Source organism: Vibrio sp. 14N.309.X.WAT.E.F5 (assembly GCF_030397615.1).
In the GTDB taxonomy this organism is placed as follows: Bacteria; Pseudomonadota; Gammaproteobacteria; order Enterobacterales; family Vibrionaceae; genus Vibrio; species Vibrio lentus.
Window position 1 is genome coordinate 160276 of record NZ_JAPNXR010000002.1, and the last position, 18466, is coordinate 178741.

Annotated in this window: 12 protein-coding genes; 7 read left to right on the forward strand and 5 right to left on the reverse strand. The window is 44.6% G+C overall.

What is annotated here, in order from left to right; translation table 11 throughout:
• Positions 1–51: 51 nt before the first annotated feature.
• The 4 genes from OW495_RS03120 to OW495_RS03135 all read right to left on the reverse strand — a co-directional run bounded on the left by OW495_RS03120 (position 52) and on the right by OW495_RS03135 (position 5949).
• On the reverse strand, positions 52–1422 hold the full coding sequence (locus OW495_RS03120) for a hypothetical protein (RefSeq protein ID WP_229634670.1): 1371 nt from the start codon (positions 1420–1422) through the stop codon (positions 52–54).
• A gap of 139 nt (positions 1423–1561) precedes the next feature.
• The gene (locus OW495_RS03125) at positions 1562–2254 is read right to left on the reverse strand and encodes a hypothetical protein (protein WP_229634671.1); all 693 of its coding nucleotides are present in this window, start codon (positions 2252–2254) and stop codon (positions 1562–1564) included.
• Between the two features lie 139 nt (positions 2255–2393).
• The gene (locus OW495_RS03130; RefSeq protein ID WP_289884951.1) at positions 2394–3005 is read right to left on the reverse strand and encodes a hypothetical protein; all 612 of its coding nucleotides are present in this window, start codon (positions 3003–3005) and stop codon (positions 2394–2396) included.
• Between the two features lie 346 nt (positions 3006–3351).
• Positions 3352–5949, reverse strand: coding sequence for a nitrate reductase (locus OW495_RS03135; protein ID WP_289884952.1), 2598 nt, complete (start codon positions 5947–5949; stop codon positions 3352–3354).
• Between the two features lie 472 nt (positions 5950–6421).
• Here OW495_RS03135 and nirB point away from each other — a divergent pair, with 472 nt between their 5' ends.
• From nirB to OW495_RS03155, 4 genes are all read left to right on the forward strand, one after another.
• A complete protein-coding gene (gene nirB, locus OW495_RS03140) occupies positions 6422–9004 on the forward strand; it encodes a nitrite reductase large subunit NirB (RefSeq protein WP_289884953.1) in 2583 nt (860 codons plus the stop codon).
• Positions 9005–9143: 139 nt separating this feature from the next.
• The gene (gene nirD / locus OW495_RS03145; protein ID WP_289884955.1) at positions 9144–9488 is read left to right on the forward strand and encodes a nitrite reductase small subunit NirD; all 345 of its coding nucleotides are present in this window, start codon (positions 9144–9146) and stop codon (positions 9486–9488) included.
• Between the two features lie 142 nt (positions 9489–9630).
• On the forward strand, positions 9631–11100 hold the full coding sequence (locus OW495_RS03150) for a NarK family nitrate/nitrite MFS transporter (protein WP_289884957.1): 1470 nt from the start codon (positions 9631–9633) through the stop codon (positions 11098–11100).
• Positions 11101–11244: 144 nt separating this feature from the next.
• Positions 11245–13035: a bifunctional protein-serine/threonine kinase/phosphatase gene (locus tag OW495_RS03155; RefSeq protein ID WP_289884960.1), complete on the forward strand. Its 1791-nt coding sequence runs from the start codon at positions 11245–11247 to the stop codon at positions 13033–13035.
• A gap of 91 nt (positions 13036–13126) precedes the next feature.
• Here the strand turns inward: OW495_RS03155 and cra are convergent, their stop codons facing one another.
• The gene (gene cra / locus OW495_RS03160; RefSeq protein ID WP_151416499.1) at positions 13127–14131 is read right to left on the reverse strand and encodes a catabolite repressor/activator; all 1005 of its coding nucleotides are present in this window, start codon (positions 14129–14131) and stop codon (positions 13127–13129) included.
• A gap of 385 nt (positions 14132–14516) precedes the next feature.
• Here cra and fruB point away from each other — a divergent pair, with 385 nt between their 5' ends.
• The 3 genes from fruB to fruA are packed head-to-tail and all read left to right on the forward strand — an operon-like array spanning position 14517 to position 18413.
• Positions 14517–15650, forward strand: coding sequence for a fused PTS fructose transporter subunit IIA/HPr protein (gene fruB / locus OW495_RS03165; RefSeq protein WP_289884963.1), 1134 nt, complete (start codon positions 14517–14519; stop codon positions 15648–15650).
• Positions 15651–15659: 9 nt separating this feature from the next.
• Positions 15660–16637 (forward strand): 1-phosphofructokinase, encoded by a 978-nt coding sequence (gene pfkB / locus OW495_RS03170; RefSeq protein WP_102513697.1) that lies wholly within the window; start codon positions 15660–15662, stop codon positions 16635–16637.
• Positions 16638–16652: 15 nt separating this feature from the next.
• Positions 16653–18413, forward strand: a complete 1761-nt coding sequence (gene fruA, locus OW495_RS03175; RefSeq protein WP_102326913.1) for a PTS fructose transporter subunit IIBC — start codon at positions 16653–16655, stop codon at positions 18411–18413.
• The last annotated feature ends 53 nt before the right edge of the window (positions 18414–18466 follow it).

Below are 18466 nucleotides of genomic sequence, written 5' to 3' on the forward strand. Positions count from 1 at the left end.
ACCTAGAATGCCGAATGTAGCAAATCGTGCTGATGCATTTGTTATACGTAGCTAACGCAAGACTTCTTCTCTCACTAAATTTTCTAGCTTACTAGCTTTAAAACCATGGAAGTCTAGGTGATAAATTAAGTCTCGGAACCTCACGCTAGAAGTTTCGTCGTTTTCTTTCATTGACTTAAATACTTCAATAATTTGTATTGCTAAGTCTTCATCTTTTGAAGCTTCGAGTAAAACAACAAGTGCGCATACATTTGAAAGTATAAAGTCGGTATTTACAGATGCAGCCGCGAGGTAAAATTTGTAATAGTTAATGGAAGACGCCACCTTTATCTTTTTTAATAAGATTAAGTCATTTAACCCACCAAAGGCGATTGATTCCTCAAATTCTGATAACTGATTTATTAGCTCAAAAGTACCTGAAGTAAGGAATAATTTAGTAGCTGACTCTCCATAATTTAAATTTCCATGAACAAACTTCCACTCTTCTTGATACAAATCTAAACCAATATGAGACGCAATTATTTTAGCGCTAAACACTCGCAAAAAGTCGACAGGATATAATTGATTAGAAGCAAGCGGGAAAAAAGGCTGCACAGGAAAAATTGCTTTATCGTAAAAAACTCGTCTACCGTGGGCTACAGAATTCCGAGCTTCAATTAAATTTTTTGTCCAATAAGAAGTTCGTTCATCAAGGAGACCATGAGATTTAAGTAAATAAGAAATCTTTGCGTAAACAGAAATTTCTTTATCAAGCACCGCTGATATTAGCTTTGCTTTTGCGACAGTTTCACTTTCTAATGCTGTACCTGATAAGGATAGAATATCTTCGTTATATTTACTGCAAAAAGTATCAATAAGGGCCCTCGACTCTCTTTGGAGTTTTTTAGACGACAAATCAGCAAGGAGCTCCAATACGTGAAAATACGCCAATGTCGCCTCATCATTGTAAAGAAAGCTATCTTCCGTTTCTTTTTCTAAATACCGAGCTTTACGCCAGCGATCTAGCAATGAAAAAATAAATTCTTTTTCGTGTTTATCTAACGAGGCAAGCGCACTCAAAAACGCTTCTAATTGAGAGCAACAATCGACACCACCTTGAATAAAGGTGCTATTTTGTGATTGTTTCCAATCATTGTCTACAATTTGTTTTCGAGAAGAAGGGCCAAAGACATCAAACGGTTCGTCAACTAAAAATGACATGATTCCTAAAGCACTTAAATAGTTTGCTCGAGTAAAAATTGGAGAATCAACTAGGGATTCATAATCTTTTACTTCGTATTCAATAGTCACTTTCAGCAGAGAGCAAGGTTGCTCTGACTCATTTATTCCGTTTACATTAACCACTGAGAAGTTATCAAAAGAAAATGATAGGTAAATGTCACTTTCGACAACAACATCATACTCAACAACACATTTTTTCATTCAGTACTCCAAATTTAATGCTACGTATAACGCCTGCATAACACGTTTGTTACTATGCAGATTAAGTCTAAATTTACCACTTACCTAAAGAAACCTAGAATGCCGAGTGTAGCAAATCGTGTTGATGCATTTGTTATATTTATATAGCCACAACAAACGCTTGCTTCTTAATATGAGATACAACTATATCAATAGTTTTTTCTACTAATAATATGAATTTATCAACTGTTTCAGATGACATAATAAAGAACTGCATTTCATCAGCGCTTAACTCTAAATCTGAAAATTCAGCAACAAATTCCCTTCTTTGCTTCTGAATAGCAGCTTCATTTTTCCCACTGAAACGTCCATTTTTGTGTGCAATTGAGTTTCGTAATTGTTGATACTTGCCAAATTTTGGTGTTATTCTTTCTATTTCAACTTTAGGTAAGCTAGATACCATTTTTAAATAATTAAATGCTTTCATGATATTCCCAGCACCGCTGACCTCATCAAAGGAAAACGGTATTCTTGCTGTAAATTTAAGTTCAGTACAAATTTGAGCCAATGTACTTTCTAAGACTGTATAAACCAAGACTATCGAGGAGTGATATAAATAACTAGAAATAGCTTTATGCTCCTTCTCATACATTTCTTGTAGCATGGTTTCTAAATCAGGGTTTTCTAATGAATCCGCATAAATTCTATCTGCTAGCTTTGCAGATCGTTCTTCAACAGACTCTTTAGAAAAATTCAAATACTCTTTCAGATATTTAATTTCAAAGTTAAAGCGTTCATGTAAATTATCGAGGCTAATTGAAACCTCTTGCGTGCTTTCTTTTTTTGTATACATTAATTCCAACTTTCCCTTAAATATAACGCCCGCTTAAGTGGTGAGTAACGCAATACGATGTTTCCGCATACCACATAAATCACTAAAACCAACGCATGGTAAAAATGCCACGCGTTGCGAATCCGTCTTAAAGCGTTTGTTAGAGCTTGTATTTTAAGTAGTACTTTTCAACTGCTTTTAGTTGTTCCTGACACTTTTCATCAAATTCTATTGGCGATACAAGCTCTTTAAATACGGCTAAATCAGGTACCTTATCAAAAGTATGACGACCAACTTTACTAGCAATTAGAGTTGTAAACTTAAACTCACCTGCACGTTCAATATTTCCAGCTAATTCAGAAATCATATCCCAAGCATGAATCCGTATGTATCTTTGTTTAGCTAAATCTAATTCTGAATCTTTTACGCCGATTTCAGACTCTAAGTTAATCAACTTATCAAATAAATCATGTTTTTTATTAATACCATCGCCATCAGACCACCGACCATCTTTTGTCATTAAATCAATACTGGTAATAAGAAGGGGCGTTGTTACTTGTTTCAAGTGGTCTATTGTAGCATTTGCTTCTGTTACAACATCTCTTAATTCAGCCTCAAATCCTGCACCTTTGAATTTGGAAAACTTATCAAGATTTGCAAAAGCCAAAAATACAGCACTCGCAGCAACTGCTATTCCCATCTCTGCTGCCATGCCTTTTAGTCCAAAGAGGAAAACAGATACGACTAGCAATAAACACCCAACAATATTCAAACTACACTCCTTAGCTGATTTTTGCGTAAGCTCTAACAGCTATATTAGACGGAATAATTCTGCATTTTGTCCCTGAAACAATTCTGTCTAGTAATCTAAACCATTCAGGCCAAGTCTAATAACTCATTTAATAACATCATCTTACCTACTTATCTTTGTATCAAACATGACGAAAAGCAGAAATTTTCCATATAGTTTCGGCAGAGTGCAGAAAACTCCCCAATATGTGAGTGAACCGTAATTCAGTCTATGAGTTGTCATAACTTAAGAGTCGTATTCTCAAACAAAAACGCCGACATGATTGTCGGCGTTTTTGCTATAGGTATGGATGAGCGAGAGGTAATAACTACTTCGCCAAGGCACTCAAAAACTCGGCTTCGAACTCTTCATCGGCTTCTCGGGTTATGCATTCCACCAGCCATTCGATGCTTTGATGGTCTAGCTTACTGTTCACCACAAAGGCTTGCTTTACACCAGACTGACCCAGCTTTGCAGAACCATAGTTCTTGAATGATTTGTTGCCGTGGTAATGGAGTGATTTGATCGCCTCCGCGTTGGGTTCTGGTAAAGCATCGAGTGTGTTGGCGAGCTGAATCACCAGCTCCATTGGGTTCTTAGATGATGAGATGCGATACAGAAAACCGCCCTCCACTCTTTGGCGAACCCAATAATCAAAGCCGCTGCAATCCATCACCTTGTCGCTGACCAGTGCGGCTTCACTGCGATAACCACACGACTCTACCACCACAGGGGTGTGTTTGAATTCTGGCTGACCAGAGGCGGCATCGGTATGAGGCAAGATCAGGTCGCATGGCTTGCTGTCTTTGGCAGTCGGGGCGTTCCAGTGGATAGGCATGAAGACTTGTTCGCGGCGCACCTCTTTGGTTACCACTAGGCGCGCTTGGCACTCCCCTTGTGCGCTGCGCACTTTCACCACTGGATTAATGATCGCATGGTTAAACGCATCTAGCCCAAATTCATCTAAGCCAAGCTCTGCAACGGTATCTGGATGCATGGCGACAAAGGGTTCTGGTGTATGTTTGCCTAAACCTGCGGCCAAGCCTGTACGGCTCATGGTGTGCCATTGGTCTCGGATTCGACCTGTGTTCATGATAAGTGGGAATTCAAGGCTGGTATCGGCAATGGGTTTGTCGTGCTCAACTGTAATAAACTGCGCTTTGCCAGATTCTGTAAAGAACTCGCCATTGGTGAACATGCGCTGCTCAATGATCTCTGGTTGATATTTTAGCACTGGCCATTGCTGTGGAGTGAGTTCGCCATAGCCTTTTTCATCCAATTGAGTGAGCCCTATTAAGCACAAGTCACGCGCTTTACCTGTTTCATTACCAAGCGCAGTCATCTCGCAATACTCTTTGAAAATCTCGCCTTCGTGGCGGTAATCAAACGGGTCTTTGAATCCCATTTTTTGCGCGACTTCTTTTAATATCCACCAATCAGGTTTGGCTTCCCCTGGGCTTGGTAATATACGGCGTTGGCGTGAGATTCGACGCTCAGAGTTGGTTACGGTGCCCGACTTCTCGCTCCACCCTTGCGCGGGCAGCACCACATCGGCCAAGCGAGTGGTTTCAGTATCAGCAATACAATCCGACACCACTACAAACGGGCACTTCTCTAGTGCGGCTTTGATTTTTTCACTGTCAGGCAGGCTCACGACTGGGTTGGTCGCCATGATCCACACTGCTTTGATTTTGCCTTCATTTATAGCATCAAACAGGTCAATTGCTTTTAAACCCGCATGTGTGGCTAAGTTGTCGGTTTGCCAGAATTCGCGCACCGTTTGGTGTGACTGCGGATCACCAAATTCGAAGTGCGCCGCTAAGGTATTGGCTAAACCGCCCACCTCACGCCCACCCATTGCGTTCGGCTGACCCGTTACAGAGAATGGCCCCATGCCCGGTTTACCAATTTTTCCGGTGGCTAAATGACAGTTAATAATGGCATTCACCTTGTCACACCCTTGTGTGGATTGGTTTACGCCTTGGGAATAGATGGTGAGCACTTTCTCGTTCGAAGCAAATAACTTGTAGAACTGTTCGAGTTGCTGCTCAGTAAGCCCTGTTAGCTCGGGAACACTTTTGTCGCACTTACTTGATTCGGTATAGCCTGACTCGGTATAACGGTAATGAGTTGCGGATCGAATGGCTTCCGTAAAACCTTGGGTGTGGTGTTCAATGTAGTCAGCATCTAGCTGGTCGTTGTCATCTAAGTAGGCTAGCAAACCATTGAACAGTGCCACATCAGAGCCTGACTCCAACGCCAAGTGCATGTCGGCAATTTCACAGGTGTCGGTATAACGAGGGTCAATGACGATTACTTTTAATGCAGGGTTGGCTTGTTTGGCGGCTCTTAATCTTTGGAATAGCACAGGGTGACACCAAGCGAGGTTTGAGCCAGTAATAACGACGACTTCTGCTTGTTCTAAATCTTCATAACAGACAGGTACTGTGTCTGCGCCAAATGCACGCTTATGCCCGACCACGGTTGAAGCCATACACAGCCTAGAATTACTGTCGATGTTGCCACTGCCGATGAAGCCTTTCATCAATTTATTGGCAACATAGTAGTCTTCGGTAAGCAGCTGACCAGAAACATAGAACGCAACCGAATCGGCCCCAAATTCTTCAATCGTTTGATTGAATTTGTCTGCAACCAACTGAGTGGCACTGTTCCAATCCAGATCTTGTTTTTGCTCATTCTGAATATGAGCAGGCTGTGTTAGGCGTCCTAAAGGCGTCACAGTATCACCAAGCGCAATCCCTTTAGTACATAGCTTTCCATAGTTTGATGGATGATCTTTATCACCACGTACTTCTAGTTTTCCTAACGATGTCGGTCTCGCTTCTATTCCACACCCTACACCACAATAAGCACAGGTTGATTTTATCCAGCCGCTGTTTGAATCGGTCATCCGTTTCTCGCTCAATTATCCATAATTGTAATAACTCAAACCAAGCAAATAGCACGCCACTTAATACCAGTCGACCGAATTGAAATATTTTCTATTAAAAACAACAATTTAATTAAATACAAAATATCAACCCCGAACAAAATCGGACTTAACCAAGATAGAAACTTAATTTTTGCACCATCTTGCGGAAAGTTGCACCACAAATGCTCATTTATATAAATCTAACAAAAATTTTACATACCACTTTAGGGGTAATTACGTGCCACCCTCAACTTTTAAAACATTGAAATATATAAGTTAAATTTTATTTAAATGAACAACCTGCAATCTGGCACCCTCCTTGCTCCACTAGAAACCAAGACTTAGAAAAAACATTTTTGTTTTTCTTGATGATTATGAATTGAGTGGAATCTCAACCCGGTATTCATCTGCTAACGACTAGAAATTAGATGCTAGTAATGGTGACGCCGAGAATAAGGAATGGATTATGAGCAAGAAGAAAATCGTCGTTGTGGGTAACGGCATGGTTGGACACAAATTTATCGACAACATCCTGCAATCAGACAGTGATGAGTTTGATATGATTACTTTTAGTGAAGAACCAAGGTTGGCCTACGACAGAGTTCAGCTAACTGCTTACTTCAAACGCGGAAATGCTGATGATTTGGCATTAACCAGCGAAGAGTATTACCAAAGCAATGGCGTCAATTACCTTCTCAACGCGAGAGTCGCTCAACTAGATACTGAAAATAAGTGCGTTGTGACTGAATCGGGACATACCGAAAGTTATGACACATTGATTCTGGCGACCGGTTCATTCCCTTTTGTTCCCCCTATTCCCGGAAACGACCAAGAACACTGCCACGTTTATCGCACCATCGAAGATCTAGACGCCATTGAACTATCTAGCAAAGGCAGCAAATCTGGCGTCGTTATTGGTGGTGGCCTGCTTGGCTTAGAAGCCGCAAACGCAGTCAAAAACCTTGGCTTGGAAACACATGTTGTTGAATTTGCACCTCGCCTAATGGCCGTTCAATTAGATGACGGTGGCGGTGCCCTACTGCGCAGAAAGATTGAAGACCTTGGCGTGCAAGTTCACACCGAGAAGGCAACCTCAGAAATAGTCGCGGGTGAGAACGCGCGCTACAGAATGAACTTCGCAGACGGCACCTATCTTGAAACCGATATGATCGTATTCTCTGCGGGTATTCGCCCTCAAGATGCCCTAGCTCGCAGCTCTGATATCGCCATTGGTGAACGTGGTGGCATCGTGATTAACGATCATTGCCAAACCAACATCGACAATGTGTATGCGATTGGTGAATGTGCCCTTTGGGACAACAAGATCTTCGGCTTAGTGGCACCCGGTTATTCCATGGCGAAAGTCGCGGCTTCGCATATCTTATCGGACGGAACGAGCGACGCTGCGTTTACTGGTGCCGACATGAGCACTAAGCTCAAACTGCTTGGTGTTGATGTAGCCAGTATTGGTGAAGTGCACGGCCAAACCGAAGGCGCTCAATCATATACCTATAACGATGAAATTGAACAAGTTTACAAACGCCTAATCATATCGGCTGATGGCAAGAAAATTGTCGGTGCGGTATTGGTGGGTGACGCCGAAGCTTACGGTTCGCTGCTGCAAATCAAACAAAATGACATGCCTCTTCCTGAAAACCCATCAGTACTGATTCTACCTAATGTCGCGGATGACTCAGGTTCGGCAATGGGTGTTGAAGCTCTGCCCGATAGCGCAGTGATTTGTTCATGTTTCGATGTGACCAAAGGCGACATTAAAGATGCAGTCTCTGCTGGCTGCACCACGATGGCTGCATTAAAAGAAACGACCAACGCTTCGACAGGTTGTGGCGGTTGTTCTGCTCTTGCCAAACAGGTTCTTGATAGCGAGCTGAGTAACCTAGGTGTCGAAGTTTCTAATGATATCTGTGAGCACTTTGCCTATTCTCGCCAAGAGCTTACCGACATCATCCGCGTAAACAAAATCAAGACCTTCGATGAGCTGTTAGATTCTCACGGAAACGGATTGGGCTGTACCGTGTGTAAGCCAGCAGTCGGTTCAATTTTGGCTTCGTACTGGAACGATTACATCCTCGAAGATCAACACATCGAACTGCAAGACACCAACGACATTTACCTCGGCAACATGCAGAAAGACGGCACCTACTCTGTGGTTCCGCGTATTGCTGGCGGTGAAATCACACCCGATAGACTAATCGTGCTTGGCGAAGTCGCTAAAGAGTTCGACCTTTATACCAAGATCACCGGTGGTCAGCGTGTCGATTTGTTTGGCGCACAACTTAATGAACTGCCAATCATCTGGAAAAAACTAATCGATGCTGGTTTTGAAACAGGCCATGCCTACGGTAAATCGGTACGTACCGTGAAATCGTGTGTGGGTAGCACTTGGTGTCGATACGGCGTCGACGACAGTGTTGGCTTAGCGATTCGACTTGAGAACCGCTACAAAGGCTTGCGTTCACCCCACAAGATCAAGTTTGCGGTTTCTGGCTGTACTCGTGAATGTGCAGAAGCGCAATCGAAAGACTTTGGCATTATCGCTACCGACAAAGGCTGGAACCTCTACATCTGTGGTAACGGCGGTATGCGCCCTCGCCACGGTGACCTTTTCGCGACCGACCTTGATGAAACCACTCTTCTGCAATACATCGACCGCATTTTGATGTTCTACACACGTACCGCAGATCGCCTACAGCGCACATCGGTATGGATGGAAAACCTTGAAGGCGGCATTGAATACCTCAAACAAGTCGTGATTGAAGACAAGCTCAATGTTGCTGAAGAACTTGAAGCCGATATCGCCCTCAACATCGAAAAATACCAGTGTGAATGGAAAACCACCATCGAAAACCCTGAAAAGATGAAACGCTTCCAGCACTACATCAATAGCGAAGAAATGGACACTAGCCTGTCATTCATCAAAGAACGAGAACAGCGTTTTCCTAAGCCGAGCTTGAGCTCTTCTTCTGATTCACAACGCGATGAAAAGCTAGCTAAGGCAGACCAAATCGAAGTAACGGAAGTTTCGTAAGCCGAATTGCTGGTGAGTGAATCAGTAACAACTCAACCCAATATCGATAGTCGACAGTGGCGCAGCCCAAGAAAACTGCGGTCGGCTATCACCCTAATTGAATTGATTATTAGTTTTATGTTTTGACTAGGAGAAAGTCATGAAAAATTGGACAACCGTATGCAGCACCCGCGACTTAACCCCAAACGGTGGTATTTGCGCCAAAGTAGACGATAACCAAGTGGCTATTTTTTACTGCAAGCGTAGCGACACGCTTTATGGACTCTCTAATTACGACCCTATCGGCAAGGCGAATGTGATGTCACGTGGTATCATTGGGTCATTAAGCGGTGAGCCTTACGTAGCCTCGCCCTTATACAAGCAGCATTACCACTTAGAAACTGGCGCGTGCCTTGAACAACCCGATCTCAAGCTCGTGAAATTTGAAGTTCGCAAGCAAGGAGAACAGGTTCAGGTTCTCGCACCGCTTGCTATCGCCAGTTAACTAAACGCCGACATCATCATGCGAACGCTTTATCAGCGTAAGCAATTTCGGCACAGGGTTTAGCCACATTAATGCGTTCGAATTTCGGAAGTAACGCACGAGCTAAAGCCGGGTAATTTTCCAGATTTAAAGGATTTAAACCATGGATAACACAAAATTTTTGCTGCTTTCATTTACGGGTAAGATGAAAACCTTACACCTAAGTTGGATGGCCTTTTTTATCACCTTTGTCGTGTGGTTCAACTTTGCCCCACTACTGCAAATGGTGAAAACCTCGCTTGGCCTTTCAACTGAGGAAATCAAAACACTCCTTATTCTCAACGTTGCATTGACCATTCCTGCACGTGTCGCGATTGGTATGTTAACCGACCGATACGGCCCAAGATTGGTCTACTCTTCGCTACTCGCGGTCTGTTCAATCCCTTGTTTTATGTTTGCTATGGCAGACTCTTTCATTCAAGCGGCAATTGCTCGTTTCCTATTAGGCTTTATCGGTGCAGGCTTCGTTGTCGGTATTCGTCTAGTGTCTGAGTGGTTCCCACACAATGAACTGGGTACAGCTGAAGGTATTTACGGCGGCTGGGGTAACTTCGGTTCAGCAGCGGCAGCATTCACGCTTCCAACTCTCGCTCTAGCATTTGGTGGTGAAGATGGTTGGCGTTATGCGGTCGGCATTACTGGCCTTATGAGCTTAGTGTTCTCGTTTATCTTCTACAAAAATGTAACGGATACACCAAAAGGTTCGACTTACTTCAAACCTGCTCAAGTAACGGCAATGGAAGTGACATCAAAGGGTGACTTTTTCTTCCTACTCATTATGAAGATCCCGATGTATGCCGCTTTAGCACTACTGACATGGAAGCTATCACCAAGCAACATCAACATGTTGTCTGACATGGCGGTTAACTCGGTTTACGCAGGTTTAGCCGCACTTTACGTGTACGAAGTGTCGCAAGTTTGGAAGGTAAATAAGAACGTATTCAAAGAAGAAGTGCCAGAGATTCACCAGTACAAATTCAAGCAAGTTGCTGTGTTGAACGTGTTGTATTTCGCGACATTTGGTTCTGAACTGGCTGTTGTTTCTATGCTGCCACTGTTCTTCTCTGAAACCTTTGAATTAACGCCGGTTCTTGCGGGTATGGTTGCATCGGCTTATGCCTTTATGAACCTAATGTCTCGCCCAGGTGGTGGTTGGATTTCAGACAAATTCGGTCGTAAACCAACACTGCTTATTCTAACGATTGGTCTTGCTGTGGGTTACTTCGCAATGGGTCAAGTAGACAGCACATGGCCAGTATGGCTAGCGGTTGTTGCTGCAATGGCGTGTTCTTTCTTCGTACAAGCCGGTGAAGGTGCGGTGTTTGCAACAGTACCTCTGATTAAACGTCGTATGACAGGTCAAATTGCAGGTATGACTGGTGCTTACGGTAACGTGGGTGCGGTGGTTTACCTCACGGTGCTTTCATTCGTAAGTTACCAAACCTTCTTCTTAGTGATTGCAGGAACAGCGGTACTAGGCTTCGTTACTCTGATGTTCATGGAAGAGCCTAACGGCCAAATCGCTGAAGTGAATGACGACGGTAGCGTGACCTTGATTAACGTATCGAGCTAACCACTCATTGAATCGGGAGTAGTACCGAGGTGTGTTTCACCACTTTGGTACTGCGTTCAAAGGCTCTGCATTCGCTAGAGCTTTTGTTCTTTCTCAGATGTGCTCTCAAGCAAATGAGAAGACAGCCAGTTAAGAAGACCACTTATGACAATTTCATTCAGCCAAGGGCAAGTCGTCACGCCGGAATCAAACAACCAGCTCACACTCAAGTTTGGTGGTTATTCGAATAAAGGCATACGTGATGAAAACCAAGATGCCATCATCGTAAAACACCCTAAGACTCGTGCAGAGCAAGAGCTAAAAGGCAGTGTTGCTTGTATAGCCGATGGCGCGAGTTGCAGTGAACACGGCCAGAAAGCCAGCCACACCAGCGTGATGCAGTTTATCGACGACTATTACGCCACGCCAAATAGCTGGAGCATTCAGCGTTCAGCGCAAAAAGTCCTAACCTCGCTCAACTCTTGGCTCTTCAACACGTCTGTTTCTAATATTCATCCCGCACAACAAGTGAACCACAATGCCCTCGTTTCGACGTTCAGCAGCGTTATATTAAAATCAAACACCGCACATATCTTCCACGTTGGCGACAGTCGTATTTACTTACTAAGAGATGGAGAATTACGCCAACTGACCCGTGACCACACTCGTAAGAACATGGGACAGAAACATTACCTAACGCGAGCTTTGGGTATGGATAACCAACTCAACGTTGACTATCAAACCCTGCCTATCAAGAAAGACGACTGCTTTATCCTGACCTCTGACGGCGTGCATGAATTTGTTGCTCCCAATACTTTCAAAGAACACATCGATAGACCTGAAGTGGATTTTGAATACGCAGCACAAACCATCTGTAACACCGCTTTAAGCCACAACAGTTCAGACAACGTGAGCTGCTTGATTGTGCAAGTCAGCCATCTACCTAAACCTTCGCTCATTGAGTTCCATGAAAAGCTGGCTAAACGTGCTATCCCACCCGCTTTAAAGCTCGGGCAAAGTATCGACAACTTTATGGTGCTTGAGGTGTTGTATGCAGGTTCAAGAAGCCATGTGTATCGTGTGATGCAGAAAGAGACACAAACCGAGTTCGTGTTAAAAGTCCCTTCCGTTCAATATCACGATAGCCCGTCGCAACTCCGAGCCTTCTTTAATGAACAATGGGCGGGGATCTTGCTGAACAATAAGAAGGTAATGAAGGTTTACCCGACGCCAGAACATTCGCAATTTTTATATCAAATCTGCGAATGGGTTGAAGGCATCACGCTAAGACAATGGATGTACGACAATCCAAAGCCGTCACTCAATGAAGTGCGCGAAATATTAGAAAAGATCACGCAAGGCATTCGCGTATTACAACGTGCCGACATGGTGCACCGAGATTTAAAGCCCGAGAACATCATGCTTCAACGTGATGGTGAGATAAAAATCATCGACCTCGGCGCTGTATTAGTGAGAGGACTTGAAGAAGGAGAGCTCGCAGATAAAGACGACACTCCATTAGGTGCGGTCAATTACATTGCACCAGAGACCATCAAACATAACACCGCGACTACAAGCTCTGATCTGTTCTCTATCGCTGTGATCGGCTATGAAATGCTAACCGGTGCATTGCCCTACTCTGAAATGACCGCACAATCGCTTAAGCAATCTCGTCATCATCAGTGGGAATACCAACCTATCACTCAGAAACGAACTGACTTACCAAGCTGGGTGGATTTGGTGTTACAAAAAGCCTGCGCGGAATCACCAAGCGAGCGTCATCAAGTGTTGGGGGATTTTGTGGCAGACCTTTACACACCAAACCAAAGCTTGGTGAAAAGCAAAGCCAAGCAACCTTTGATAAACCGAAACCCAATCCAGTTTTGGAAGGTGTTGGCTTTGTTGCTCGGCATTGTCGCCATTGTAGAGTTGGGCTTATTGCTTAGTTCGAGTTAACTACGGGTTCGAGGTTAATTACAGGTTCGAGTTAATCCCAAGTTCGAGCTAAGTGTGGAAGTCTAACCTAGCTTGTGTAAATTAACTGGAATTAGCCTCGTTTCACTAAGCTTCTTGGCACGAGTTCAATGCCAGCTTGGTAACGCTTAGCCGATGCATTTAACGCTAAAGCAAAGGCACTATCCGCAATCACTTCAAACTGTTGTGGCAGTGAATGGACTTTGAAAGGCAAGAAGTCCAATAAACGATTATCACCAAAGGTTGCCAGTTTTACTTGATTGATCAGCTCTGGCTTTTCAACCATCACATCCAACACACCCTCTAACAAGGTGTAAGACATAGTCACAATCGCATCGGGCACGGTACCTTTTGCAATCCACTCTTCAAAAACTTCGCGTCCAGATTCTCTATCAAAGTGTTCACCATAACCCACAACCATCGGCTTATTTTCTGTTAGCCCTGTTTGTTGAGTATGTGCTTTGTTTGCGGCTTCAAAACCCAATTGACGTTCACGCGAAATGTTCAGGTCAGGTAACGCGCCGATTAAACCAACACTGTGAATGCTGTGGTCGAGGATTGAATGCGTCAGTTCAAACGCGGCTTCGAAATCTTCACTGATCACGCAAGCAAAGTGCTCATCGTCTAACGGACGGTCAATCGCAATGACAGGTGTACCAGAATTTTGCAGCTTCAAGTAAAACTCATTGGCGTCTGGCATTGAGCTCGCAACAAGCAAGGCATCGATACGACGACTCACCAAAGCTTCTGCCACCTTGCGTTCAGTTTCAGCATCATCATCAGAACAGCCAATCAAAATCTGGTAGCCCACTTTACGCGAGTTCTGCTCGATCAATTTTGCTAAACGCGCGTAACTGCTGTTTTCAAGATCAGGAATAATCAAACCAAATGAACGGCTATTACCAGCACGCAGCGACGAAGCAGCATGGTCTGGTCGGTAGTTATACTCTTCCACCACCGCCATGACTTTCTGCTGAGTCTTTTCACTGATTCTGTATTTCTGCGCCTTGCCGTTGATGACATAACTGGCTGTGGTTTTCGATACACCAGCCAATTTAGCAATTTCATCAAGTGTCATATGGGTGACCTGTATTTTGTGCGTAGGATCATATAACCAATGATCTGATCCTCGGATTAGTTGAATTATATGCTGAATCGATTCAGTATAAAAGCTGAAAGGATTCAGCAAAATCTGAAAAGTGACTTCAATCATCCTTTTGTATGGATTGAGCGTCATTTGTTGTGATTCAACTTCTCGTTATTAACGAAACTGAAATTACGACACGCAGCAAAACTATTTTGAAAACCAAAATCGGCTTTGCTGAATTTTTTTACACTGAATGCTGAACCGATTCAGCTCAAATAAAACAAAGAGCAAAGCAAAGAGTTAAGCTCCATAAATCTTGCTCTAGACTGAATCGTAGCGATACACAAATTCTCAAGCGATACGCTAAAGAGGCACCATGCTTAAATTATCAAAATCTGACATCACTCTTGGTCAAACGGCCGATGACAAATTCAAAGCTATCCAGAACATTGCTGGCGACCTAACCGCGAAAGGCTTAGTTGACTCTGGCTACGTTGAAGGAATGCTGAACCGTGAAAACCAGAACTCGACGTTCCTAGGTAACGGCATCGCGATTCCTCACGGCACCACTGACACGCGTGACCTAGTGAAAGAAACAGGCGTTGCGGTACACCACTTCCCTGAAGGTATTGATTGGGCAGACGGCAACCGTGTTTACGTAGCAATTGGTATTGCAGCTAAATCTGACGAGCACTTAGGCATCCTTAAGCAGCTAACGAAAGTGCTAGCGGCAGACGGTGTTGAAGAGAAATTAAAGCAAGCGAAATCAGAAGACGAAATCATCGCCCTACTTAACGGCGAAGTTCAGCTAGAAGCCGACCTAGACGCTTCTTTGGTTCAGCTACTGTTCCCTGCGAGCGACATGGTTCAAATGTCGGCAGTTGCGGGTGGCCTACTTAAGAACACCGGTTGCACAGACAACGCATTTGTTGCTGACCTAGTAACAAAAACACCAACTCACCTAGGCCAAGGCCTGTGGTTGTTGGGCAGCGATAAAGGCGTAACTCGCACTGGCGTATCGTTCGTTTCAACAGCAAACCATTGTGAGTACGAAGGCACACCTGTTAAAGCACTTGTTGCATTCGCCGCTTGTAACAGCGCACACCAATCTATTCTGGCAAACCTAAGCAAGATGGTTTTCGAAGGTAAACAGCAACAACTGTTAACTGCTGATGCCGCACAAGTGATTGGCCTTCTAAAAGGTGAAGCGGTTTCTACAGCTTCTCAAGACGATGACAACTGCGCAGTATTCAAAATCAAAAACGCGCACGGCCTACACGCTCGTCCAGGTGCAATGCTAGTCGCTGAAGCGAAGAAGTTTGAATCAACTATCCGCGTTTCAAACCTAGATGGCGACGGAAAAGAAGTGAACGCGAAGAGCTTGATGAAAGTAATCGCACTTGGCGTTAAACACGGCCACCAGCTTCAGTTTGTTGCTGAAGGTGAAGATGCAGCACAAGCACTTGAATCGATTAGTAAAGCTATCGCTTCAGGCCTTGGTGAAGGTTAAGGAATCGATATGTCTGATAAACAAATCAAAGCCGTTACCGTTACGCTAAACCCTGCTCTCGACCTAACTGGCGCTATCGACGCACTTAACGTGGGTTCAGTGAGCTTAGTTAACAAAGGTTCTCTTCATGCTGCGGGCAAAGGTGTAAACGTAGCAAAAGTACTTTCAGAGCTTGGCGCGAAAGTGACCGTAACAGGTTTCCTTGGTCGCAATAACGAAGAAGCGTTCTGCCAACTGTTCGAACAGATGGGCGCAACTGACCGCTTCATCCGTGTAGATGGCGCAACTCGCATCAACGTAAAACTGGTAGAGAACTCAGGCCAAGTAAGCGACATCAACTTCCCAGGTGTTCCTGTTAATGCTGACGCGATTAAAGCGTTTGAAGAAACCTTGTTAGAGCTTGCTGAAACACACGATTACTTCGTAATTGCAGGCAGCTTGCCACAAGGCGTATCGCCAGAGCTTTGCGCATCTTGGGTACAACGCTTGCGTGACCTAGGTAAAAAGGTGCTGTTCGACAGCAGCCGTGACGCACTTAAAGCCGGTATCAATGCACAGCCTTGGTTGATCAAGCCAAACGATGAAGAGCTGTCTCAGCTATTCAATGCCGAACTGACAACACGTGACCAATGCCAACACGCAGGCCAAGTTCTGAGTGAAAAAGGCATCGATAACATCGTGGTATCACTTGGCGCAGAAGGCGTGATGTGGCTAAACCAAGGTGAATGGCTACATGCTCAGCCACCGCGTATGCAAGTGGTAAGCACAGTAGGCGCAGGTGACACATTAGTCGCAGGCCTGTGTTGGGGTCACATGCAACAGATGCCAAAACCAGAACTTATTAAATTCGCCACTGCCCTATCTGCTCTAGCAGTTTCACAGGTAGGCGTGGGCATCACCAGCCAACAAGAGCTGGAATCAGTACTACAAAATATCCAATTACAGGCGCTTAGTGCTCCAACTAGCCAGTTAGACACAAGCAAATAGGACAAAAGGTTTATTATGAATATTACCATTATCACAGCTTGCCCTAGTGGCGTAGCAAACAGCATCATCGCCGCAGGCTTGTTAGAGCAAGCGACAAAAGCACTGGGTTGGAACGCCGCTATTGAATGTCAATCAAGCGTGCTACCTGACTCAACCGTATCGCAAGACACTATCGACAGCAGCGACGTTGTGGTTATCGCAGCTAACACCAATGTTGATAAAGCACGTTTTGTTGGTAAGAAAGTGTATCAAGCGGCTATCTCTGAATGCACTGCGGATGCAAAAGCATTTCTAGAGAAAGCGGTGGCAGAAGCAACAGTACTGGACGCTTCTCAAGTTGAAAGCACTGTTGAAGTGACCGGTACTTCTCCAAACTCTTCTACAACAGCAAGCACAGGCAGCAAAAAAATCGTAGCGATTACGGCTTGCCCAACTGGCGTTGCACACACCTTCATGGCAGCTGAAGCGCTTGAAGCAGAAGGCAAACGCCTAGGTCACCAAATCAAAGTGGAAACTCGCGGCTCTGTAGGTGCGAAAAACCAACTGACTGACCAAGAAATCGCAGACGCTGATCTTGTTATCATCGCTGCCGATATCGACGTTCCTCTGGATCGTTTTAACGGTAAAGCACTGTACAAAACAACGACAAGTCCTGCTTTGAAGAAAACAAAGCAAGAGATGGAAAAAGCATTCGCAGAAGCTAAACCATACCAACACACAGCTTCTTCTAATTCAGCACCTGCTGACGAGAAGAAAGGCGTGTACAAGCACCTAATGACAGGTGTTTCTCACATGCTTCCTGTGGTGGTTGCGGGTGGTTTGATCATCGCTCTTTCTTTCGTATTCGGTATCGAAGCGTTTAAAGAAGAAGGCACACTAGCAGCAGCACTGATGACTATCGGTGGTGGTTCTGCATTCGCACTGATGATCCCTGTTCTTGCTGGTTTCATTGCATTCTCTATTGCTGACCGTCCGGGTCTGGCTCCAGGTCTAATCGGCGGTATGTTGGCTAGCTCAACAGGCGCAGGTTTCCTAGGTGGTATCGCAGCGGGTTTCATTGCCGGTTACGCAGCGAAATTCATTGCCGACAAAGTTCAACTTCCACAGTCTATGGAAGCCCTCAAGCCAATCCTGATCATTCCGTTTATCGCGAGTTTGTTCACTGGTCTTGTGATGGTTTACATCGTGGGTGGCCCTGTTTCTGGCGTGATGAGCGCAATGACCACTTTCCTAAACAACATGGGAACGTCTAACGCGATTCTTCTAGGTGTGATTCTAGGCGCAATGATGTGTTTCGACCTTGGTGGCCCTGTAAACAAAGCCGCTTACACGTTTGGTGTTGGTCTACTGGCTTCGCAAACTTACGCTCCAATGGCAGCAATCATGGCAGCAGGTATGGTTCCAGCTCTAGGTATGGGCCTTGCGACTTTCCTAGTAAAAGACAAGTTTGAAGCAGGCGAGCGTGAAGCGGGTAAAGCATCATTCGTTCTTGGTCTATGTTTCATCTCTGAAGGTGCAATCCCATTCGCAGCGAAAGATCCAATGCGTGTTATCCCTGCTTGTATGGCAGGTGGTGCACTAACTGGTGCTCTATCAATGATGTTTGGTGCTCAGCTTATGGCTCCACACGGCGGCTTGTTTGTACTACTGATTCCTGGTGCTATCTCTCCAGTTCTTATGTACCTAGTGGCGATTGCAGCTGGTACAGCAGTAACAGGCTTTGGTTACGCAGCTCTTAAAAAGATGAGCAGCGATAAAGTGACAGCAGAGGCTTAATCCCCCTACTCTGTTTAGATGACAAACAGAGACTCTTGATAAACTGTTCCTTG